This window comes from Pandoraea bronchicola, from assembly GCF_902459805.1.
Taxonomy (GTDB): domain Bacteria; phylum Pseudomonadota; class Gammaproteobacteria; order Burkholderiales; family Burkholderiaceae; genus Pandoraea; species Pandoraea bronchicola.
On sequence record NZ_CABPST010000015.1, the window covers coordinates 18,695 to 40,394 of the forward strand.

Genomic DNA, 21,700 nt, shown 5'->3' on the forward strand with positions numbered 1-21,700 from the left:
GGAGCGGTTTTTTTATTCTGCGCGGCCCCTGAAGACACCGCAGCGTCAAGCCAGAACGCGCTTGTCACGTTCGATTACCGCGTAGGCACTGTGATTGTGGATCGACTCGAAGTTCTCCGCCTGAAGCACGTAGGCCACAACGCGCGACTCATTGTTCAGCCGCGTTGCCACGTCACGCACCAGATCCTCAACGAACTTCGGATTCTCATAGGCGCGCTCGGTCACGTATTTCTCATCCGGGCGCTTGAGCAGACCCCACAATTCGCAGGACGCCTCCTCCTCAGCCATGCGCACCAGTTCCTCGACCGCAATATCGCCCGCGATTTCGGCGTCGATGGTGATGTGCGAGCGCTGGTTGTGCGCCCCGTACTGCGAAATCTTCTTCGAACACGGACACAGGCTCGTGACCGGCACGAGCACTTTGAGCCAGACACGCGTCTGCCCGTTGCGCACGTCGCCGGTGAGCGTTACCTCGTAGTCCATCAGGCTTTGCACGCCCGAGACCGGCGCAGTCTTGTTGATGAAGTACGGGAACGTCACTTCGATTCGACCGGCCTCGGCTTCGAGCTTATCCAGCATGCTCGCCAGCATGGCCCGGAAACCCGCGACGTCCAGCGGCGCGCGATGCGCCTCGAGCAACGCCACGAAACGCGACATATGCGTGCCCTTTTGATCGGCAGGCAGATGCACATCGAGATTGAACAAGCCCACGGTGGCTTGCGCTTCGCCATCGGCCAGACGCACCGACAACGGGTGACGCACACCGCGCACACCAACACGTTGAATCGGAATCTGCCGGGTATCGACGGTGCTCTGCACGTCCGGCATGGCGAAAGCGGGGTTCATCTGATTCATCTAGTTTCCTTCTTTGCCGGCGAGCCGACTGGGGGGAGGCAATGGGCAAACGTATCCGACGCTCGGCTCGCGAGCCTCTGGCGAGTGTCATCGGGAACGTGCCGGAGAACCCCGGCACGGGATGAAAAATACGCAACGCAAAACGAAACGATCCGGCGCGCAAGCCGGATCGTTCGGAGATTCAGGACTACCGGACGCTCAGGCGACGAGCTTCGTCGTCACCTTGCCCGCCGTCTGAGAGGCTTCCACCGGCTGCAGGTCGAAGCGCGCACAGATCGACTTCGCAATGCCCGCCGCATCAAGACCCTCCGCGGCCAGCAGCGCCACCGGGTCACCATGATCGATGAAGCGATCGGGCAGGCCCAATTGTAGTACGGGCCGAGTAACCCCACCGGCGAGCAGGGATTCCGCGACCGCCGACCCCGCGCCGCCCATGACGCTGCCCTCTTCCACCGTCACGAGGTAATCGTGCGTCTGCGCCAGTCGTGCGATCAGCTCATCGTCGATCGGCTTGACGAAGCGCATGTCGGCCACGGTGGCGTCCAGTTGGGCAGCCGCGGCAAGCGCCGGCGCGACCATGCTGCCGAACGCCAGAATCGCCACGCGACGTCCCGCCTCGGCCTGGCCCTCACGGCGCACGACGCCCTTGCCGATCGGCAGTGCAGTCATCGTTTGCTCGATGGCGGCGCCCGTCCCCGCGCCTCGCGGATAACGCACGGCCGACGGACCATCGATCTGCACGCCGGTGTACAGCATCTGACGGCATTCGTTCTCATCCGACGGCGCCATGACGACCATGTTCGGAATGCAGCGCAGATAAGCAATATCGTAGGCACCTGCGTGCGTTGCACCATCCGCGCCAACGAGGCCCGAACGATCAAGCGCGAAGATCACCGGCAGATTTTGCAGTGCCACGTCGTGGATCAACTGATCGTAGCCGCGTTGCAGGAACGTCGAGTAGATGGCGACGACCGGCTTGAGACCCTCGGTCGCCATCCCGCCAGCGAACGTCACCGCGTGTTGCTCGGCAATGCCGACGTCGTAATAACGCTCCGGGAAGCGCTTCTCGAACTCGACCATGCCCGAGCCTTCACGCATGGCAGGCGTAATACCCACGATGCGCTTGTCGGCTTCGGCCATATCGCACAGCCAATCGCCGAACACCTGCGTGTACGTCTTCTTGCCGCTCGTGCTCGGCTTGATACCTTCGGCCGGGTTGAACTTGCCCGGGCCGTGATACAGCACGGGGTCAGCTTCGGCCAGCTTGTAGCCGTAACCCTTGCGCGTCACCACGTGCAGGAATTGCGGCCCCTTCAGATTCTTGATGTTCTCGAGCGTCGGAATCAGCGAGTCGAGATCGTGACCGTCGATCGGCCCGATGTAGTTGAAGCCGAACTCCTCGAACATCGTCGCAGGCACGACCATGCCCTTGGCATGCTCTTCGAACTTGCGCGCCAACTCGAGCACCGGCGGCGCCACGCTCAGCACCTTCTCCACGCCCTTCTTTGCCGCAGCGTAGAAACGGCCCGACATCAGACGGGCCAGGTAGCGATTGAGCGCGCCCACCGGCGGCGAGATCGACATGTCGTTGTCATTCAGGATGACCAGCAGCGGCACGTCTTCATGGACACCCGCGTTGTTCATCGCTTCAAATGCCATACCGGCAGTCATGGCGCCGTCGCCGATTACCGCGATGCCGAAGCGGTTTTCACCCTTCGTGCGAGCACCAAGGGCCATGCCGAGCGCCGCCGAAATCGACGTGCTCGAGTGTGCCGTGCCGAACGTGTCGTACGGAGATTCGTCGCGCTTCGGGAAGCCCGAAATGCCGCCAAGCTGACGCAGCGAACCCATCGCGTCGCGACGGCCGGTCAGGATCTTGTGCGGATAGCTCTGGTGGCCCACGTCCCAGACGATGCGATCCTCCGGCGTGTTGAACACGTAGTGCAGCGCAATCGTCAACTCGACCGTGCCGAGGTTGGACGACAAGTGGCCGCCAGTGCGCGACACACTTTCGAGCACGAAGGCACGCAGCTCTTCGGCCAACGGCGCAAGTTGGCGACGCTCCAGACGCCGCAGCGCGGCCGGATCATCGATAGTGTTTAGAAGTTCGTACATCGTCGTTCCATATATAGGCGTTTTATCGGGCAGCACCCCCTGTGAGCTGTTCCCGATCTCCTGCCGGTGCGTTCTGTGGGGAGATCGCGCCGACCCTCCTTGCCCCTTGCTTGTGTCTACTGCAACCGCCCCCCGGGATCCCGCGATCCTGTCCTGCGCGGAGGCCGTCTCGAAACTTGCCTGCCCGGCGATCAGCCGTTCAGTTGATGCGATCTACCACGTAATCGGCCAAGGCACGCAACCGGTCTGCGTTGCCAAGCGACGTGCTTGCCGAATGAGCATCGGCACGCAGCTTTTCCGCGTATGCGCGTGCGCCGTCAAGGCCCATCAGCGATACGTAGGTCGGCTTGTCGTTCGCTGCATCCTTACCGGCCGTCTTGCCGAGCGTGGCCGAATCGGCCGTCGTGTCGAGAATGTCGTCCACGACCTGAAACGCCAGTCCCACTGCCGCCGCGTAGGCATCCAGTGCCACGGTTTCGTCGTCCGACAGCGCCCGGCCGCAGATCGCCCCCATGCGCAGCGAGGCACGCAGCAGCGCCCCCGTCTTCAGGCGATGCATGTTTTCCAGTTGCGACTGCGTGAGCTTGACGCCGACGCTCTCCAGATCGATGGCCTGACCGCCTGCCATACCGAGCGCCCCCGAGGCCAGCGCGAGTTCGCGCACCAGCGCGAGCGACTGCGCGGCACTCAGATCGCCCGTGGCTTCACCGAGCAACGCAAACGCCTGCGTTTGCAGGCCGTCGCCCGCGAGCAGGCCGGTGGCTTCGTCATATTGCACATGCACCGTCGGCTTGCCGCGGCGCAGGTCGTCGTCGTCCATGCACGGCAGGTCGTCGTGTACCAGCGAATAGGCATGGATCATTTCGACGGCGCATGCCGCACGATCGAGGGCCGTCTCGCTGGCCTGCGTGACCTCGCCAGCCGCAAAGCACAGTAGCGGGCGCACCCGCTTGCCGCCGCCGAGCACCGCGTAACGCATCGATTCATTGAGTCGCGCCGAGCCGCCATCGGCTGCCTCGGGCAGCGCGGCGTCGAGCGCCTTTTCAACACGGGCCTGTACCGCCTGCATCCAGGCCTTGATATTCTGATCCGCCATCGTCTTCATCCTGCACGTACCCTTCAGGCCGTGCGTGTTATTGAGTCGCCCCTTTGCCATCCTGGGACGCTTTGGGTCGTGGGTCGCCTTCGTATCGCCGGGCGCCGGTTAGAACTCGTCGCGTGCCGCCTCGAGCGGCTTGAGCGTCTCGCCCTCCAGCACCTTGACCTGCTGCTCCACCTTCTCGAGCAGGCCCTGGCAGTACTTCACCAGCACGGCGCCGCGGCGGTATGCGCCGAGCGATTCCTCCAACCCCAACTCACCGCCCTCCATGCGCCCTACCAGCTTTTCCAGCTCGGCAAGCGCAGCCTCGTAGGTCTCGGGCAGATCCTGCGGCACCTCGGGCACCGCGTCTTGCGACTTTGCAGTCTTGGCCATAAACGCAAAATTCAGGTCGAATGTTCCATTTTACGGCAAAAGCACGCCAGCTCGCAGAGCGTAAATTGCCTCAAAACCGATGGCGGTGACTATTTTCGGACATTATTTAACGCAAATCATGGACTTAGCAGCCCTCGACAGCACATACCGGGTATAATCATCGGTTCCCTAAATCGATTCTTCGATGGTTGGGTTGTTCACTGCTTTCAAGCTCGACGGGAGTGGGAATGTCCAATCTAAGCAGCGCTTTGCAATTGAAACCGGCCTCGAGCCAATTGCCGGTCTACACGTATTTCGACGAGGCGCTCCTCGCCCGCGAACGTGAAGTCCTATTCAAACACGGACCTCGCTACGTAGGTCACGAACTGATGGTGCCGGAAGCAGGCGACTATTTCGCGCTGCCGGCCGAGCAGGAAGGCCGCATGCTGGTCCGTAACGGTGCGGGCGAACATGGCGGCATTGAACTGCTCTCGAACGTCTGCCGTCATCGTCAGGCGGTCATGCTCAATGGGCGCGGCAACGCACGCAACATTGTGTGCCCGCTCCATCGCTGGACTTACGACACGAAGGGCGAACTGCTCGGGGCGCCGCATTTCCCCGAGAAGCCGTGCCTTAACCTCGGCAAGTTCCCGCTTCAACGCTGGAACGGGCTGCTGTTCGAAGCGCAAGGCCGCGACGTACAGGCCGATCTCGCTCGCCTGGGCGTAAAGCACCATCTCGACTTTTCGAACTTCATGTTCGATCACGTCGAAGTGCATGAATGTAACTACAACTGGAAGACGTTCATCGAGGTTTACCTCGAGGACTACCACGTCGTGCCGTTCCACCCCGGGCTGGGCAGCTTCGTTTCGTGCGAAGACCTGAGCTGGGAGTTCGGTGACTGGTACAGCGTCCAGACAGTGGGCGTTCACGAAGGTCTCGCCAAGCCGGGCAGCCCCATCTACCGAGACTGGCACGACGTCCTCCTTCGTTACCGCGAAGGCGTTCCGCCCGACTTCGGTGCGATCTGGATGGTGTACTACCCGCACCTGATGATCGAGTGGTATCCGCATGTACTCGTGGTGTCGTGGCTCATTCCTCGCGGCCCGCAGAAAACGACAAACATCGTCGAATTCTATTATCCCGAGGAAATTGCGCTCTTCGAACGCGAATTCATCGAGGCTGAGCGTGCCGCCTATATGGAAACCGCCCAAGAAGACGACGAGATCGCCGAGCGGATGGATGCCGGCCGTCGCGCGCTGTTCGAGCGCGGCGTATCGGAAGTCGGCCCCTATCAGAGCCCGATGGAAGACGGCATGCAGCATTTCCACGAGTTCCTGCGTCGACAGATGGGTGACTTCTGAGCGCTTCGCGCCAGAAGCCTCCCACCAGGCGAGAATGCAGGAACATCAGGTTGAAGTGCCGCAGACCGACGTTGCGGTGCCAGCGAGACCGAATTAAATATTTGCCGAATTTTCACGGAACGGCGGGCCATCGGCCCGCCGTTTTCGTTAGAATCGTTGCCATGCTTCAGATATGACCATGCGGTGAGCACTTATGCCGCGCGAGTCACCTGCGTTCAGCACGAAACGCGCCTCTTCGCCGCCAATTGGCCAAAATTCGCCATGCAATCGCTTTGGATGTTGGTCTCTGCCTTCATGTTCACGTTGATGGGCGTGTTCATCAAACTGGCGGCAAACGAGTACAACACCGGCGAAATCGTTCTCTATCGCAGCCTTATCGGCGTCATCGTACTGCTGGCGTTCGCTGGCGTGCGAGGGCAGACGATCCGCACCCGCCACTTTGGCTCCCACGTCAAACGCAGCACCGCCGGCGTCATCTCGCTCGGCCTCTGGTTCTATTCGCTCACGCAATTGCCGCTATCCACGGCGATGACGCTCAATTACATGTCGCCGATCTGGATTTCGCTGCTCGTCATGGCCACGGCCGCGATGCGCGGCAGCCTGCGGACCGACTTCCGACTGGTCGCGGCGATCTTTGCGGGCTTCATCGGCGTGGCCCTGCTTCTGCAGCCGACCATCGACAGTCAGGCATGGGGAGGCGGGGTGGCGGGTGTCATCTCGGGCGTGTTCTCCGCCGTGGCATACATGCAGGTGAAGGCGCTTGGCGCGGCAGGTGAGCCCGACTGGCGCATCGTCTTCTATTTCTCGCTCGGCGGCGTGCTGCTGGGTCTCGGCTGGGTTGCCGTCGAAGGCATGCATGCGCTGACCTGGCGTGGTACCGGGCTCATGCTCGGCATTGGTATTGCTGCGCTCATCGCGCAAACCGCTCTCACCCGGGCCTTCAGTCTGGGCAACACCCTCGTCACTGCGAATCTGCAATATTCCGGCGTAATCTTCGCTACACTGATCAGCATGCTTGTCTGGGGCGATTGGCCTGCGCTCGCCGGCTGGATCGGCATGCTGCTTATTGTGGCGAGCGGCATGACTGCACTGCGCCGACCGTCGGCTCCCGCCTGATTGCCGCCTCCGGGCGTTACGCCACGGCGTCAAAGCGCTTTCGGTAACGCTCCCTGCCGCCGGCAGTACCCTCGCGGGGCTGCGCGCACCGCACCGCCCGGCAAGCAACTCGGTCAGTTCCCGCTGAACGATTCCCCCACGCCCGTCTGCGGAGACGTCATGATTCACACGCACTTCACCACGCTCATCAGTCCGCAAAATCTCGACGCGCTGATGCAAACCGCCGCCGGTGGCGGCGCCCCGGTCGTCATCTTCGATTGCCGGTTCGACCTCGCCAATCCGGCCGCAGGCGAAGCCGCCTATGTCGACGGCCACATCTTCGGCGCGTTCTACGCCCACCTCGAGCGCGATCTGTCCGGGAAGCCGACCGGCAAGAACGGCCGCCATCCGCTACCGGATCGCGACGCGCTCGCGCGCCACCTTGCCGACTGCGGGTTGTCGAAGGGGCAGCAGGCCGTCGCTTATGATGCGCAAGGCGGCATGTACGCCGCCCGTCTGTGGTGGCTGCTTCGCTGGCTCGGCCACGAGTCCGTTGCGGTGCTCGACGGCGGCTTGCAGGCTTGGGAAGCCGCGGGCTTCAAGCTCGATGCCGCGCCGCCCGAAACGCCCCCGGCAGGCGACTTAAGCCCGGGGGAGCCGCTCGCGACCACCGCCGACGCGGCAGCCATCGAACGCAATCTGACTTCGCATGAGCGCCTGGTCATCGATGCCCGCGCACCGGATCGCTATCGTGGCGAGAACGAAACCATCGACCCGATCGGCGGCCACATTCCCGGCGCAGTGAATCGCTTCTTCAAAGACAACCTCGGCCCTGACGGCCGCTTCAAGCCCGCCGCCACGCTGCGCGAAGCATTTACGCAGGTCATTGGCAAGGATCGCCAGCCGGAGCGCGTCATTTCGCAATGCGGTTCGGGCGTGACGGCTTGCCACAACCTGCTCGCGATGGAGGTCGCCGGACTTCATGGCGCCAGCCTCTATCCGGGGTCATGGAGCGAATGGTGCGCCGACAAACGTCGTCCGGTCGCTACCGGAGGACAACCGTAAGTCACGCAGCGTCTACCCGCCTGACACGACGGCAATGAAAAAGGGCGCCCCTCCGGGCGCCCTTCTTTCTTCTGGCCCGACGTCGACCGCCGGGCCCCGCCTACCCGTCAGTGGGGCGACTTGTCGCTCACCGCGACGCCGCTACCGTCGACATCGCAAGGGCACTGCCGCCATCCTTATGATCGTGACCGTGATCATGATCGCGACCGTTGAGCCACACCACGAGCGTCAGCCCAACCGCGATCAGCAGGATCTGCGGCAGTGCGTCGCGCGGTGATGTCCGGCGCTGCATTTGCGGCATCAGGTCCGACACGGCGATGTAGATGAAGCTGCTCGCCGCCAGCGCCAGCAGATAAGGAATCAGGCTCTGCAAACGGTCGAGCATGAAGTACCCCAGCACCCCGCCAGCCAGCGCCGTGAGGCTCGACGCCAACGTCAGCACCAACGCTTTGCGGCGTTTGAAGCCCGCGTTGAGCAACACCATGAAATCGCCGAGTTTGTGTGCAACCTCGTGAACGGTGATCGACACCGTTGCCGCCACGCCGAGGCTAGGATCGGTAAGAAACGCAGCGGCAATCACAACGCCATCCGCAAAATTGTGAATCGCGCTGCCGACCAGAATCATCCAGCCGCCCTTGCCCGCCTCATGCGCATCGTGCCCATGTTCGTGATGATGCCCATCGCCCTCGTGATGGTGACTGTGGCGCAGCAGCGCGAGCTTCTCAAGCAGGAAGAACCCAAGCAGCCCACCCAAAAGCCAGCGCGTGATCACATGCGCATCGACGTGCGTCTCCAGACTCTCAGGCAACAGATGCAACAGCGCCGTGCCGAGCAGCACGCCGGCCGAGAAGCTCACCATCTTGTCGATGAGCCTCGAGAGCAGGCCGAGCGACAGCGACGCCGCCCCGGCAAGGCTCAGCACGCCGGAAGCCAGCGTGGCGATAACGATGAATAGAAAGACGGTGTCGATGGCGATTCTCCCGCAGGCAAGCCGGCGATTTAACCAGCTTTTGACGTTACAGGCAAACCGCCGGCCTGCGGAGCAAAACGACTTCCACTGTGGATGCGCCCGATTGCCTCAATAGACTCGACGGCGCCCCCGAGGCATCAGCATCTCAAGCTACGCCGTGCTTGCGGAACCAGTCCAGCGCCAGTGTCCAGCCTTCCTTCGCGTCGGCCTCGACATAGCTCGACCGGTAATCCGCAAAGAAGGCATGCCCCGAGTTCGGGAACACCTTCACCTCTGACCCCTTCGACGCCGCATTGCCCTTGGCCAGGGCTTCGCGCGCCTGCTCGACGTTCGCGACTGGAATGCCCGCATCTTTGCCGCCGTACAGACCTAGCAGCGGCCCGTGCAGCTTGCCCGCGATATCGATCGGATTTTCGGGGAAATTGGCGTTCTTGTCGCCGACGATGCGTCCGTACCAGGCCACTGCCGCCTTCACGTTCGGGTTGTACGCATCGTAAAGCCACGCCACGCGCCCACCCCAGCAGAAGCCGGTAATCCCCAGGCGCTTCTCGTCACCGCCATTGGCCACTGCCCATTTGACCGCTGCGTCGATGTCGCTCAGTACCTGTTTGTCGGGTGTCTTTGAGACGATCTGCGACTGAATCTCGGCAATCGTCCCCAGCGATTGCGGATCGCCCGCGCGCGCGAATAGTTCGGGCGCCAGCGCCAGATAGCCGAGCTTGGCGAAGCGACGGCAGATATCGGCAATATGCTGATGCACACCGAAGATTTCCGAAACCACGATCACCGTCGGCAAATGCGTCTTGCCAGCGGGCTTCGCGTAATAAACCGGCATCTTGATGCCCGGAACGTCGAGCATGACTTCGCCCGCGTCGAGTCCCTGTGTATCGGTGGTGATGGTTTCGGCAGCCACCGGCAGCACGGCCAGCGCGAACGCCGACCCCACGGCGGTCTTCAGAAAATCGCGGCGATTGCGCGGGGCCACTTCGGGCACAAGACTATCCAGATCCGCTTGCGACATGTCGCACTCCAGAGAAAAGCGTCGGTAGAAGAATTGCCTGGGAGACTGCCAACGGAAGAGGCGGGGGAGTTGTCCGCCCAAGGTTGGACGTTCGGATATTACTAGAGAGGAGAGCCACTTGCACTCGGACACCGGCGCGCTGACAGTCGGATCATTCCGAAACCACGCGCACCCGGCGAAGGCCGGCCATGGGCGGCAGGGGGCAGCACACTCGCGCCCCCTGCGGCAAGCATCAATGCAGCTTCACGCGCGGCACAGTGGAGCGCCGCAGACGATTGGCGACGGTATCGAGCATCATGCGCCAGACACCGTGCAGTGCCGCCACGTGCATGCGATAAAGCGACGTGTACATCACCCGCGCGAAGAGCCCTTCGATGAACATGCTGCCGCCGATCAACCCGCCCATCAGATTACCCACTGCGCTGAACTTGCCCAACGAGACGAGCGAACCGAAATCACGATAGGTGAATGCCGGAAGACTTTGCCCTTTGAGCCGGGCATCGATCGCCTTGACCAGAAAACTCGCCTGTTGATGTGCGGCTTGCGCACGCGGCGGCACGAAGCCGTGCTCTGGCCATTCGCAGCTCGCGCAGTCGCCGAAGGCGAAGATGTCCGGGTCGGTCTTGCTTTGCAGCGTCGGCAACACTTCGATCTGATTCAAGCGATTGACGGCGAGCCCCAGCGTGCCGAGCACCGCCGGTGCCGTGATTCCGGCCGACCAGACCGTAATGTCCGCCGGCAGCACCTTCCCGCCGGTGGTCGTCACCTCGTTCTTGCGCACCTCGGCGACCGAATCGCCGCACAAGATGTCGACGTCGAGCTTGCCGAGCAAGCCGGCAACGGCGCCCGAGACACGCTCGGGCAGTGCCTTGAGAATACGCGGGCTCGACTCGATGATGGTGATACCGACGTCCTTGCGCGGGTCGAGCTTCAGGCCGTAGGAGCGGAGGACTTCCGCCGTATTGCGCAGTTCCGCCGAAAGCTCCACACCCGTGGCCCCTGCCCCGACGATGACGAGGTTCACTTTGCGACGCCCCGGCGCCGACAACAGCGCGGCCCGCTGTCCGCCGTCTCCCCCGTCTTGGGCGGCAGCCTGCGGCACCGGCGCTTCGGCCTCATTCTGTGCGCGCACACAGGCCGCCATCAGGCGACGCCGGAAGCGCTCGGCCTGCTCGACCGTGTCCAGCGCGATGGTATTTTCCTGCGCCCCGGGCACACCGAAGAAATTGGTGGTGCTGCCCATGGCAAGAACAAGTGTGTCGTACGGCAAAGTACGCTCGGGCAACAGATCGCCCTCGCCTTCGTCAGCCGCCGCAGGCACCGCAGCCAGCCGGATCGTCTTGGCGGCACGATCGAGCCCGATCATCTCGCCCGCGGCGAACTCGAAGTGATGCCAGTTGGCCTGCGCAACGTAAGAGAGCTGATGTGTGGCGGTGTCCATGACACCGGCTGCGACCTCATGCAGCAACGGTTTCCAGATGTGCGACATCGAACGGTCGACCAGCGTAATTTGAACGTCCTTGCCACGCCCATACTTGTCGCCCAACCGGGTGACAAGCTCCAGACCGCCGGCGCCGCCGCCGACCACAACGATGCGATGCACACTCACGATAACTCCCCGTGCTTGGAAAACCGTCCGGCCGGTCGGCAACTGCCAGCCCGGCGATAGCGATTACCTTACCGCAGAGTGCGGACTTCGGGTATGCCCGCATCCCTATTCCCGCTATTGCGTCATCGCGATCGTCGCAGCGGCAAAGGCGTGCTGCGACCTGAGCCGCACGCGCACTTTAGGCGGCAGCCCAGCCCACAGCCTCAGTGCGCCTGTTCCCAATTCTCGCCAACACCGACTTCAGCGACGAGCGGCACACGCAGCTTCGCCACGCCGCACATCAATTCCGGCAGACGCTTGCGAACCTCCGCCAGTTCGTGATCGGGCACTTCCAGCACCAGTTCATCGTGCACCTGCATGATCTGACGCGTCTGCAGACCACTGTCGTCCAGCCAGCGCTGCACGGCGATCATGGAGAGCTTGATCAGATCGGCGGCCGTACCCTGCATCGGTGCGTTGATGGCAGCCCGCTCGGCGGCCTGACGACGCGGTCCGTTGCCGCCGTTAATGTCCGGCAGCCACAGCCGGCGGCCGAACACCGTCTCGACAAAGCCGCGCGCCTTCGCGCTCTTGCGTGTCTCGTCCATGTAACGCGCCACGCCGGGGTAGCGCATGAAGTAGCGGTCGATGTACTGCTTGGCGGCATCGCGCTCGATCCCGAGGTTCGCCGCCAGCCCGAACGCACTCATGCCATAGATCAGACCGAAGTTGATGACCTTCGCATAGCGGCGCTGCTCCGAAGAGACTTCGAGCGGCGTGACGGCAAAGATTTCCGCGGCCGTCGCACGGTGGATGTCCTCACCGTTGGCGAACGCACGCAGCAGACTTTCGTCGCCCGAGATATGCGCCATGATGCGCAGCTCGATCTGCGAATAGTCGGCCGATACGAGTTGGCTGCCCGGCGGAGCGATGAACGCTTCTCGAATGCGCCGTCCCTCAGCCGTGCGCACCGGGATGTTCTGCAAATTCGGATCGTTCGAAGCCAGACGTCCGGTGATCGCCACCGCCTGCGCGTAGTTCGTGTGCACCCGCCCCGTCGACGGATTGACCATCTTCGGCAGCTTGTCGGTGTAGGTCGACTTGAGCTTGGCAAGGCCACGGTAATCGAGCAACACCTTCGGCAACGGATAGTCTTCGGCCAGCTTCTGGAGCACTTCCTCGTCAGTCGACGGCGCGCCGCTTGCCGTCTTCTTGACGACCGGCAGTTGCAGTTGCGTGAAGAAGATGTCGCCGATCTGCTTGGGAGAATTCAAATTGAATTGCTGCCCGGCCAACGCGTAGGCCTCGGTTTCAAGCGTGACCAGCTTGCGGCCGATTTCGTCGCTTTGCGCTGCGAGGCGGGCGGTGTCGACGAGCACGCCATTGCGCTCCATACGCTGGAGCACGCGTGCGGTCGGCATTTCAATGCTGGCGTAGACGAATTCCAGCGTGGCCTCACGCGCCACATCGGGATAAAGCGTGCGGTGCAGACGTAACGTGATGTCGGCATCCTCCGCGGCGTATGCCGTGGCCTGTTCGATACCGACTTCGTCGAAGCCGATCTGCTTGGCGCCCTTGCCGCACACGTCTTCATACTTGATCGTCGTCACGCCGAGGTGGCGCGAAGCCAGACTGTCCATGTCATGGCTGCGATGCGATTCCACCACGTATGACTGGAGCAGCGTGTCATGGGCGATGCCACCCAGCACGATGCCGTAGTTCTCGAGCACATGTGAGTCGTACTTGAGGTTCTGACCGACCTTCTTGTGATCCGGGCTCTCGAGCCAATGCTTCAGACGCGCGAGAACTTCGTCGCGCGGCAATTGTTCAACCTCGCCCGGTGCACGGTGCGCCACCGGGATATAAGCAGCACGCCCGGGCTCGCACGAGAACGACAAACCCACGAGTTGCGCCTGCATCGCGTCGAGCGACGTCGTCTCGGTATCGAAGGCCGTCAGTTCGGCGGCTTCGATGATCTTCAGCCACGCATCGAACTGCGCCCACGTCAGCACCGCCTCGTACTGACGCTCGATCGAGTCCGCCACCGGCGCTGGCGCTGGCTCACCGGCCTGCGCAGCAACGGCTGACTCCGCTTCGCGCAGCAGCGTCTTGAACCCGTGACGTGCGAAGAAATCGCGCAGCGTTTCGGTGTCTTCGGGTTGCGTCTGCAAGCTGGCTTCGATGGACGTGACCTGCGGCGACAAATCGCAATCGAGCGCAACGGTCACGAGCTTGCGCCCCATCGGCAGCCAGTCGAGGGCGCGGCGCAAATTCTCGCCCACCGCCCCTTTCACTTCCGCCGCGTTCGCAACGAGATTGTCGAGATCGCCGTATTGCGTGAGCCACTTGACGGCCGTCTTCGGTCCGCACTTGTCCACCCCCGGCACGTTGTCGACCGTATCGCCGACGAGCGTGAGGTAATCGACGATGCGCTCGGGCGGCACACCGAACTTCGCGGTGACGGCATCGGCATCGAGCGTCTCGTTGGTCATCGTGTTCACGAGCGTCACGCGATCGTTCACGAGTTGCGCCAAGTCCTTGTCGCCGGTGGAGACAACGACGCGCATGCCGTGTGCGGCCGCCTGTTTCGCCAACGTGCCGATGACGTCATCCGCTTCCACGCCGTCGATCATCAACAGCGGCCAGCCCATGGCACGCACGGCTTCATGAATCGGCTCGATCTGCGCACGCAGATCCTCAGGCATCGACGGACGATTCGCCTTGTATTCGGGGTACCAATCGTCTCGGAACGTCTTGCCCTTGGCGTCGAAAACGCAAGCGCTATACTCTGCATGCACGTCTTTACGCATGCGGCGCAGCATATTGACGATGCCGTGCAGCGCCCCCGTGGGTTCGCCGTTGGGGCCGCGCAAATCCGGCAGGGCGTGATAGGCTCGATACAGATAACTCGAACCATCGACCAATAAGAGCGTCTTACCTTCCAGACTTTGCTGTTCCGACATATGACCAAGAGAAGAAAAGAGATACCGAGTCTGCGCATGCTGGCAGACCATGAACGCGCCACCGCAAAAAAGGCGCGCGCATCGTGGCAGATGTTCACGATTATGGCAGAGTTCATCGAGGCGACCGAGTACCTGTCCGAGATCCGGCCGGCCGTGAGCATCTATGGCAGCGCGCGCATCAAGCCGAAATCGCCGTTCTACAAACTGACGATGACCATCGCACGCAAATTCTCCGACAACGGGTTTGCGGTGATCTCCGGGGGCGGCCCCGGCATCATGGAAGCGGCCAACAAGGGCGCGCACGGCGGTGCCTCGCCGACCGTCGGTCTGAACATCGAATTGCCCCACGAACAGAAGGGCAACCAGTACCAGGACATCTCACTGCGCTTCCGTCACTTCTTCACCCGCAAGGTGACGTTCGTGAAGAACTCGGATGCCTTCGTGATCATGCCAGGCGGCTTCGGCACGCTTGATGAATTGTCGGAAGTTCTCACCCTCATCCAGACGCAGAAGTCGCGTCAAGTGCCCGTCATTCTCGTCGGCACGGAGTTCTGGAAGGGCTTGCTCGATTGGGTACGCACGACCATGTTGCCGATGGGACTTATCGGCGAGAAGGATCTCGATCTGGTGCAGGTCATCGACGACCCCGACGAAATTCTCAAGGCCGTGTTTGCCTTCTACGAAGGCCGTATCGAGCCCGAGACGGAATCCAGCGAGAAAATGTTCTACCTGTAATCGCTGTTCTCGTCGCCCATAAAAAACCGGCGCCGCGTGTTATCGCGGGCGCCGTTTTTTTGGGCAGACGTCAGATCTGCCCGAGCATGGCATCGATCAGCAACTGGTTTCGCGCGGCGTGGTTTCCACTTCCAGACCGAACAGCGGACGCAGACGCGTGCCGAACACGTTACCGAAAAACGCCGCCACCAGCCACAGCCATCCGTGCAGGCTGCCCGAGATGATGCCGCTGAAATAGGCACCGATATTGCAGCCATACGCCAGACGGGCGCCGTATCCAAGCAGCAAGCCGCCAACGATGGCCGCGAGCAGCGAGCGAACCGGAATCTTCCACACAGGGGCGAACTTGCCGGCGATGGATGCGGCCGCGAGCGCGCCGAGAATGATGCCGATGTCCATCACGGTCGTGACGTCCTGCGCGACCGGCGCATTCAACACATTGACCTGCTTCGCCCAGTACGGCCACGAGGCCACGTCGACGCCGAGCGCCATGAACGCCTTGGCACCCCAAAGGGCGAACGCCGACGTCACGCCCCAAGGACGGCCAGCCAGCGCCAGCGTCGCGTAGTTCAGCAGCACCAGCGCCAACGCCCCCCACACCAGCGGCCACGGGCCGCGCAACAGCGCGGGCGTGCCCTTCGCGCTGCGCGTCATCGGCACGCCGACGACTCGTCCATGACGACGCTTTTCCGCCCACAACGTGAACGCGCCGATCGCGGCGAACAGCGCGAGGTTGGCAATGAGAGCGGGCCACAGGCCCCACACCTTGATCAGCGAAACCGGCTTGATATGCGGCAGCGACTCCCACCAGGGCAGATGCGCCGTGGCAACCACCGAACCGACGATGAAGGCGGCCAGCGTAACGATCATGCGCGTGCTGCCACCCCCCACGGTGTAAAGCGTGCCCGAGGCACAACCGCCGCCGAGCTGCATGCCGACACCGAAGATGAAGGCGCCGAACGCCACCGACACACCTACCGGTGAGACTAGACCGACGACCTTGTTACCGAAGAGCGTTCCGTCGGCCAACGCGGGGAAGAACAGGACGACGCCGACCGCCAACATGACCATTTGTGCGCGCAGCCCGGCACCGCGGCGATCGGCGATGAATACGCGCCAGGCCGACGTAAAACCGAACGACGCATGGTAAAGGGCGACACCGAGCAGCGCCCCAACGCCGGCCAGCGCGGCTTGTTTCGGGCCCACGGCCGCTTGCAGATAGGCGATGCCGGCTGCAATCAGGACCAACGCAATGGCGAGCGGCCGGGCGTTGTATGAGGAGGGCGAAAGCGGGGCCGTTTTGACGGCGACCGAAGCGGCGGAAGAAGACATGACTTGCAGACTCCAGAATGCAGATGGGCGGCACAAGGCCACCCATTAAGACAACGTCAAAGGATGCCAGAACACGACCGCACGGAAAACGACCATTTTGTGATTCGCTTATAACCCAGAAGAATATAGGACGTCTGACGCACATTCCTCTGGTGCGCCACGCCATGCAGCATCACCCCCCGGAAATGATGGTCTGGAAGGCAGTACCGCGCCGGAGACAAGGAACCACGGCGCATTCAACGCGATTTCACGATGCGAAGCGGGGGACGTTTGATAGAATGGACATATTGGAACCCGCTGCGCCGGCCCGGCTTGCCTCGCTCGTCGCGGATGCGTTCCCGCCCTCGGAGAATAATGATGAAAACGCGCCTTTCCCGTGCCCTGCCCCTGCTGTTCGGTGCCGGCCTGCTGCTCACCGGCCATGCATTTGCCCAGGATGGCAAGGAAACCGCCGCGCAAGCCGCCAAACGCGAGGCTGACGCCCGCGCCGCTGCCACCAGCACCTCATCGGTGGACGTCAATCAGGAACGCAAGCCGAGCTACTACGTCAACGACCAAGGCACCACCGTGACCGAGTACCGCGATCGCGGCAAGCCGACGGAGATCGATGTCCATTCCCGTTTCGGCACCAACTACCAGTTGACCACGCCACCGGACAACTCGCCGCGCGCGCGCGACAACACGTCGCAGAACGACCGTTTGCCGTCCGTCGGCCTGAAGTTCTGACGTCTCTGGTAATCTGACTCACCCGCGCGCGCCGCCTGGCGGCGCGCCAGCTACCTGTATGTCTCGAATCAGCGGCCCGCTGCACGTGCGCGGGCCGTTTGTCTGAGACACCTCCACTCAACGCACGCATGGCCGTTTTCACTTCCGTCTCGCCCGAGCAGCTACAACAATGGCTGCAACGCTACGATCTGGGGAATGTTCTCGATTTCCGGGGCATCAGCTCCGGCATTGAGAACACCAACTACTTTCTGACGACCGAGCGCGGCGAGTTCGTGCTGACGCTGTTCGAGAAGCTCACGGCTACGCAATTGCCGTTCTATCTCCAGTTGATGGGGCACCTCGCCCACCACGGCGTACCGGTACCCGATCCGATTCCCGATCGCACGGGCGAGATTCTGAACGAGCTAAACGGCAAGCCCGCGACCATCGTCACCAAGCTGGCGGGACGCTCCGAACTGTCCCCCGCCCCGGAACACTGCGCGCACGTTGGCGCCATGCTCGCTCGCATGCATCTGGCCGGTCGCGACTTCACACTTGAGCAGGCCAACCTTCGCAGCCTGCCGTGGTGGCGCGAAGCCGCTCCGGAAGTCATGCCATTCCTGAGCGATTCTGAACGTGCGTTGCTGCAAAGCGAGATGGCGCATCAGGAAGCGTTTTTCGCGTCGAGCGAATACCGCGCGATGCAAGCTGGACCGTGTCATTGCGACCTGTTCCGCGACAACGTGTTGTTCGACAAAGCCGAAGACGGTTCGCCTCGCCTGGGCGGATTCTTCGATTTCTATTTCGCGGGATGCGACAAGTGGCTGTTCGATCTGGCCGTGACCGTCAACGACTGGTGTTGCGACCTGTCGACCGGCGTGCTGGACGACGCTCGCGTGCACGCCATGCTGCGCGCCTACGAGACGGTGCGCCCGCTCACGAGCATCGAAGCGTCGCACTGGCGCGATATGCTCCGGGCCGGGGCGCTGCGCTTCTGGGTGTCGCGCCTGTATGATTTTCACTTGCCGCGGACGGCCGAAATGCTCAAGCCGCACGATCCGGGGCATTTCGAACGAATCCTGCGCCAGCGCATCGAAGCCGTTTCCGTCCCTTGGCTGTAACCTGACGTCCTATCGGAGTCATTCGAACCCTATGCAATTGCTTGAAGTCCCGCCGAAGAGTGGTTATGTGTGGCTGCGCCAGGGCATCTGGCTGTTCCGCAAGAACCCGCTCGCCATTCTGACGCTGCTCTTCGCCTATCTGTTCGGCGTGATGTTGCTGTCGATCCTGCCGGTTGTGGGCGCGTTCCTGCCGCTGCTGTTCATACCCGGCCTGTCGGTCGGCTTCATGGCCGCCTGCCGCGACATCATCAAGAGCAAGCAGGTGTTGCCGACCGTGCTGCTCGACGGCTTTCGCGGCCACGGCAAAGAAGTCTCTCGCCGGCTGCTCATCCTCGGCGGCTATTACATCGTGGCGATGGCCGCCGTGTTCCTCTTCTCCGCACTCTTCGACGGCGGCGACCTGCTGAACAAGATGCTCTTCGGCGGGCGCATCAGCGAAGAATCGCTCGTGAACGGCTCGATGGGCCAGGCAATGCTGGCCGCAGCGGTGGCCTATGTGCCGGTCGCGATGATGTTCTGGTTCGCACCGGTGCTCGTGGCCTGGCACGACGTCACGCCCGTCAAGGCGCTGTTTTTCAGTTGGACGGCCTGCGTGCGCAACCTGCGTGCCTTTGTCGTCTATGGGCTGTGCACGGCGGTCGTCGCCACGGTGCTGCCACTGATCCTGACACTGACGATGGCTGCGATGGGCATTCATCAATACGCCATGCTCATCCTCATGCCGTACTCGATCCTGTTCACGGCGGTGCTGTACTGCTCGTTCTACGCGAGCTATCGCGGCTGCTTCGGCGTGCAGGAAATCGGCGCCATCGATCCGAACGTCGCGCCACCGGAGGCGTAAGCCTTGGCGTCGATCATCGGCGCACAAAGCAAAGGGCGCCCGAGGGCGCCCTTTTTCATGGCCGTGACGATAACGCCATCGAATCGCCGGTCCCGCCGTTACTCGATCGGCTGGAGTTTCGCGACGGCAAGTGCGAGCCACTTCTCGCCATGACGCCCGAACCTCACATGAGCGCGAGCTTCCACGCCCGTCCCCTCAAGCCCGATGATCTTGCCCTCGCCGAACTTGGTGTGGAAGACGCCCTGCCCCAGCTTGAAGCCCGTCTCCGACGACCGCGAACGGTCTGCAAGCGCCTGTTCCGACTTGGTCGCCACCCATTCGTCCTGCTTTGGCGCGCTCGCTTGCGGACGCGAAAACCAGTCGCGCCCCCAGGCCGGCTCTGCCTGGCCCAGACGCGCGCCCGGCTGCGCACGCGGCGTCAGGAACTTCAATACCGCCTCCGGAATTTCCTCGAAGAAGCGCGAGCGAACGTTGTAGCGCGTCTGACCATGAAGCATGCGGCTTTGCGTGAACGAGAGATATAACCGCTCCTTGGCACGCGTGATTGCCACGTACATCAATCGGCGCTCTTCCTCGAGACCGTCGAGTTCGAGCGCACTGTTTTCGTGCGGGAACAGCCCCTCTTCCAGACCGGTGACGAAGACCGCCGTAAATTCCAGCCCCTTGGCTGCGTGAACCGTCATCAGTTGCACGGCGTCCTGCCCAGCCTCTGCCTGATTGTCCCCGGCCTCGAGCGAGGCATGCGACAGAAACCCGGCGAGCGGCGTCATCTCCACTGGCGTGTCGGCGTCGACTACGCCATCGGGCGACGCCAGCACATCGGGCGCGCCCGGCAACGCGGGCCGCATGGCGATCAAACGCGCCGGCGCGTCGAGCCCGTAACCCTCTTCGGCGATGAATGCCGTGGCCGCATGCACCAGTTCCTGCAAGTTCTCGATACGATCCTGACCTTCCTTCTCGGTCTGGTAGTGTGCGATCAGCCCGCTCGCGTCGATGATATGCGTGACGACCTCCGGCAGCGTGAGGCGCGCGGTGTCCTGACGCATCTGCTCGATCAACCGGACGAATGCCGTCAGATTGGTGCCCGCTTTGCCGGTCATATAAGGTACGGCGGCATACATCGAGCAGTTGTAGAGACGTGCCGCGTCTGCCAACTGCTCCAATGACCGCGCGCCGATCCCGCGCGTCGGGAAGTTCACGACCCGGACAAACGCCGTATCGTCGTTCGGGTTCTCGATCAGACGCAGGTACGCCAGCGCATGCTTGACTTCCTGACGCTCGAAAAAGCGCAGCCCGCCGTACACACGGTACGCGATGCCTGCGCCCACCAGTGCGTGCTCCATCACCCGCGACTGGGCGTTACTCCGATACAGAATGGCGATGTCCTGGCGCGACAGGCCCTGCGCGACGAGCGCCTTGATCTCTTCGACAAGCCAGCTCGCCTCCTGCAAGTCGGTAGCGGCCTCGTAGACCCGGATCAGCTCGCCATGCCCCGCATCGGTGCGCAAATTTTTGCCCAGACGCCGCGCATTATTCGAAATCAATGCGTTGGCCGCGTCCAGGATGTTGCCGTGCGACCGGTAGTTCTGCTCGAGCTTGATCATGTGCCGAACGCGGAATTCGCGCTCGAAGTCAGCCATATTGCCGACGTTGGCACCACGAAACGCGTAGATGCTCTGATCGTCGTCGCCCACGGCAAACACTGCCGCGTTCGATCCCGCGAGCATCTTGAGCCATGCGTACTGGAGCTTGTTCGTGTCCTGAAACTCGTCGACGAGGATGTGACGGAAGCGCGACTGGTAATGCACCCGCAGCGGCTCGTTATGCTTGAGCAGTTCGAAACAGCGCAGCAGCAGTTCGGCGAAATCGACCACCCCTTCGCGCTGGCATTGCTCCTGATAGGCGGCGTACAGCTCGACGAACTTCTGGTTGAAGGCGTCGTTGGCCTCGACCTCGTGCGGGCGCAAGCCCTGTTCCTTGGCGTTATTGATGAAATATTGCAGGTTTTTCGGCGGAAACTTCTCATCGTCGACATTCGCCGCTTTCATCATTCGCTTGATGGCGGAGAGCTGATCGGCCTGATCGAGGATCTGGAAGCTCTGCGGCAGCCCGGCGTCGCGAAAATGCGCGCGCAGCATACGGTTGCACAGTCCGTGGAACGTGCCGATCCACATGGCGCGGGTGCTGATCGGCAGCATGGCCCCCAGACGGGCCTGCATTTCCTTGGCCGCCTTATTGGTAAAGGTCACCGCCAGAATGCCGGCCGGGCCCACATGGCCTTGCTGGATCAGCCACGCGATACGCGTGGTCAGCACGCGCGTCTTGCCGGAACCTGCGCCCGCGAGAATAAGGGCTGGCTCATCCGGGAGGGTCACGGCGGCCAGTTGTTCGGGGTTCAGGTTGGCGAGCAGATCGGGCATGTCGGGAGGGAAATTCAAGTGAACCCCGATTATAAATCCTGCTGCGACGCGGAAACG

Annotated in this window: 17 protein-coding genes; 7 read left to right on the plus strand and 10 right to left on the minus strand. The window is 62.5% G+C overall.

The features are described from left to right. Positions 1 to 45 precede the first annotated feature (45 nt). The 4 genes from folE2 to PBR20603_RS21375 all read right to left on the minus strand — a co-directional run bounded on the left by folE2 (position 46) and on the right by PBR20603_RS21375 (position 4,444). Entirely contained in the window at positions 46 to 855 is an 810-nt protein-coding gene (gene folE2, locus PBR20603_RS21360; protein WP_150561465.1) for a GTP cyclohydrolase FolE2, read from the minus strand. A 198-nt stretch (positions 856 to 1,053) separates the two neighbouring features. Continuing rightward, entirely contained in the window at positions 1,054 to 2,970 is a 1,917-nt protein-coding gene (dxs, locus tag PBR20603_RS21365; protein WP_150561466.1) for a 1-deoxy-D-xylulose-5-phosphate synthase, read from the minus strand. Between the two features lie 199 nt (positions 2,971 to 3,169). Next, positions 3,170 to 4,075 (minus strand): polyprenyl synthetase family protein, encoded by a 906-nt coding sequence (locus tag PBR20603_RS21370; RefSeq protein ID WP_150561467.1) that lies wholly within the window; start codon positions 4,073 to 4,075, stop codon positions 3,170 to 3,172. A gap of 99 nt (positions 4,076 to 4,174) precedes the next feature. Further along, the gene (locus PBR20603_RS21375) at positions 4,175 to 4,444 is read right to left on the minus strand and encodes an exodeoxyribonuclease VII small subunit (RefSeq protein ID WP_150561468.1); all 270 of its coding nucleotides are present in this window, start codon (positions 4,442 to 4,444) and stop codon (positions 4,175 to 4,177) included. A gap of 227 nt (positions 4,445 to 4,671) precedes the next feature. On the opposite strand from PBR20603_RS21375, the gene PBR20603_RS21380 reads away from it, so the two are divergent. The 3 genes from PBR20603_RS21380 to PBR20603_RS21390 all read left to right on the plus strand — a co-directional run bounded on the left by PBR20603_RS21380 (position 4,672) and on the right by PBR20603_RS21390 (position 7,947). Then, complete coding sequence (locus tag PBR20603_RS21380) at positions 4,672 to 5,787, plus strand: aromatic ring-hydroxylating oxygenase subunit alpha (protein WP_150561469.1); 1,116 nt, start codon at positions 4,672 to 4,674, stop codon at positions 5,785 to 5,787. Positions 5,788 to 6,048: 261 nt separating this feature from the next. Next, positions 6,049 to 6,903, plus strand: a complete 855-nt coding sequence (locus PBR20603_RS21385; RefSeq protein WP_150561470.1) for a DMT family transporter — start codon at positions 6,049 to 6,051, stop codon at positions 6,901 to 6,903. A gap of 159 nt (positions 6,904 to 7,062) precedes the next feature. Then, the gene (locus PBR20603_RS21390) at positions 7,063 to 7,947 is read left to right on the plus strand and encodes a sulfurtransferase (protein WP_150561471.1); all 885 of its coding nucleotides are present in this window, start codon (positions 7,063 to 7,065) and stop codon (positions 7,945 to 7,947) included. Positions 7,948 to 8,074: 127 nt separating this feature from the next. Here PBR20603_RS21390 and PBR20603_RS21395 read toward each other — a convergent pair whose 3' ends face one another. The 4 genes from PBR20603_RS21395 to polA form a co-directional block, all read right to left on the minus strand. Next, a complete protein-coding gene (locus PBR20603_RS21395) occupies positions 8,075 to 8,869 on the minus strand; it encodes a ZIP family metal transporter (RefSeq protein WP_246174909.1) in 795 nt (264 codons plus the stop codon). A gap of 193 nt (positions 8,870 to 9,062) precedes the next feature. Next, a complete protein-coding gene (locus PBR20603_RS21400) occupies positions 9,063 to 9,938 on the minus strand; it encodes a dienelactone hydrolase family protein (protein WP_150561473.1) in 876 nt (291 codons plus the stop codon). A gap of 232 nt (positions 9,939 to 10,170) precedes the next feature. Continuing rightward, positions 10,171 to 11,541 carry an NAD(P)/FAD-dependent oxidoreductase gene (locus PBR20603_RS21405; protein WP_174978022.1) on the minus strand — a complete coding sequence of 457 codons (1,371 nt, stop codon included), beginning with the start codon at positions 11,539 to 11,541 and terminating at the stop codon, positions 10,171 to 10,173. Between the two features lie 209 nt (positions 11,542 to 11,750). Continuing rightward, a complete protein-coding gene (gene polA / locus PBR20603_RS21410) occupies positions 11,751 to 14,489 on the minus strand; it encodes a DNA polymerase I (RefSeq protein WP_150561475.1) in 2,739 nt (912 codons plus the stop codon). Here polA and PBR20603_RS21415 point away from each other — a divergent pair, their 5' ends adjacent. Further along, a complete protein-coding gene (locus PBR20603_RS21415; RefSeq protein WP_150561476.1) occupies positions 14,490 to 15,224 on the plus strand; it encodes an LOG family protein in 735 nt (244 codons plus the stop codon). Between the two features lie 96 nt (positions 15,225 to 15,320). Here PBR20603_RS21415 and PBR20603_RS21420 read toward each other — a convergent pair whose 3' ends face one another. Further along, positions 15,321 to 16,556, minus strand: coding sequence for a YeeE/YedE family protein (locus PBR20603_RS21420; RefSeq protein ID WP_150561477.1), 1,236 nt, complete (start codon positions 16,554 to 16,556; stop codon positions 15,321 to 15,323). Positions 16,557 to 16,910: 354 nt separating this feature from the next. Between PBR20603_RS21420 and PBR20603_RS21425 the strand changes: the two genes are divergently transcribed. The 3 genes from PBR20603_RS21425 to PBR20603_RS21435 all read left to right on the plus strand — a co-directional run bounded on the left by PBR20603_RS21425 (position 16,911) and on the right by PBR20603_RS21435 (position 19,223). Beyond that, positions 16,911 to 17,282 (plus strand): hypothetical protein, encoded by a 372-nt coding sequence (locus tag PBR20603_RS21425; protein WP_246174911.1) that lies wholly within the window; start codon positions 16,911 to 16,913, stop codon positions 17,280 to 17,282. A gap of 128 nt (positions 17,283 to 17,410) precedes the next feature. Further along, positions 17,411 to 18,382, plus strand: a complete 972-nt coding sequence (locus PBR20603_RS21430; RefSeq protein ID WP_150561478.1) for a homoserine kinase — start codon at positions 17,411 to 17,413, stop codon at positions 18,380 to 18,382. Positions 18,383 to 18,413: 31 nt separating this feature from the next. Beyond that, the gene (locus PBR20603_RS21435) at positions 18,414 to 19,223 is read left to right on the plus strand and encodes a BPSS1780 family membrane protein (RefSeq protein WP_150561479.1); all 810 of its coding nucleotides are present in this window, start codon (positions 18,414 to 18,416) and stop codon (positions 19,221 to 19,223) included. 98 nt (positions 19,224 to 19,321) lie between these two features. On the opposite strand, the gene PBR20603_RS21440 is transcribed toward PBR20603_RS21435, so the two are convergent. Continuing rightward, a complete protein-coding gene (locus tag PBR20603_RS21440) occupies positions 19,322 to 21,643 on the minus strand; it encodes a UvrD-helicase domain-containing protein (protein WP_150561568.1) in 2,322 nt (773 codons plus the stop codon). Positions 21,644 to 21,700: the final 57 nt, after the last annotated feature.

What these genes read in the sequence shown, in the direction of transcription:
- PBR20603_RS21400 (WP_150561473.1), bottom strand. Translation starts at nt 9,938, where the DNA reads ATGTCGCAAGCGGATCTGGATAGTCTTGTGCCCGAAGTGGCCCCGCGC.
- PBR20603_RS21440 (WP_150561568.1), bottom strand. Translation starts at nt 21,643, where the DNA reads ATGCCCGATCTGCTCGCCAACCTGAACCCCGAACAACTGGCCGCCGTG.
- folE2 (WP_150561465.1), bottom strand. Translation starts at nt 855, where the DNA reads ATGAATCAGATGAACCCCGCTTTCGCCATGCCGGACGTGCAGAGCACC.
- PBR20603_RS21390 (WP_150561471.1), top strand. Translation starts at nt 7,063, where the DNA reads ATGATTCACACGCACTTCACCACGCTCATCAGTCCGCAAAATCTCGAC.
- PBR20603_RS21435 (WP_150561479.1), top strand. Translation starts at nt 18,414, where the DNA reads ATGCAATTGCTTGAAGTCCCGCCGAAGAGTGGTTATGTGTGGCTGCGC.
- PBR20603_RS21385 (WP_150561470.1), top strand. Translation starts at nt 6,049, where the DNA reads ATGCAATCGCTTTGGATGTTGGTCTCTGCCTTCATGTTCACGTTGATG.
- PBR20603_RS21420 (WP_150561477.1), bottom strand. Translation starts at nt 16,556, where the DNA reads ATGTCTTCTTCCGCCGCTTCGGTCGCCGTCAAAACGGCCCCGCTTTCG.
- polA (WP_150561475.1), bottom strand. Translation starts at nt 14,489, where the DNA reads ATGTCGGAACAGCAAAGTCTGGAAGGTAAGACGCTCTTATTGGTCGAT.
- dxs (WP_150561466.1), bottom strand. Translation starts at nt 2,970, where the DNA reads ATGTACGAACTTCTAAACACTATCGATGATCCGGCCGCGCTGCGGCGT.
- PBR20603_RS21380 (WP_150561469.1), top strand. Translation starts at nt 4,672, where the DNA reads ATGTCCAATCTAAGCAGCGCTTTGCAATTGAAACCGGCCTCGAGCCAA.
- PBR20603_RS21425 (WP_246174911.1), top strand. Translation starts at nt 16,911, where the DNA reads ATGATGAAAACGCGCCTTTCCCGTGCCCTGCCCCTGCTGTTCGGTGCC.
- PBR20603_RS21375 (WP_150561468.1), bottom strand. Translation starts at nt 4,444, where the DNA reads ATGGCCAAGACTGCAAAGTCGCAAGACGCGGTGCCCGAGGTGCCGCAG.
- PBR20603_RS21370 (WP_150561467.1), bottom strand. Translation starts at nt 4,075, where the DNA reads ATGAAGACGATGGCGGATCAGAATATCAAGGCCTGGATGCAGGCGGTA.
- PBR20603_RS21430 (WP_150561478.1), top strand. Translation starts at nt 17,411, where the DNA reads ATGGCCGTTTTCACTTCCGTCTCGCCCGAGCAGCTACAACAATGGCTG.
- PBR20603_RS21415 (WP_150561476.1), top strand. Translation starts at nt 14,490, where the DNA reads ATGACCAAGAGAAGAAAAGAGATACCGAGTCTGCGCATGCTGGCAGAC.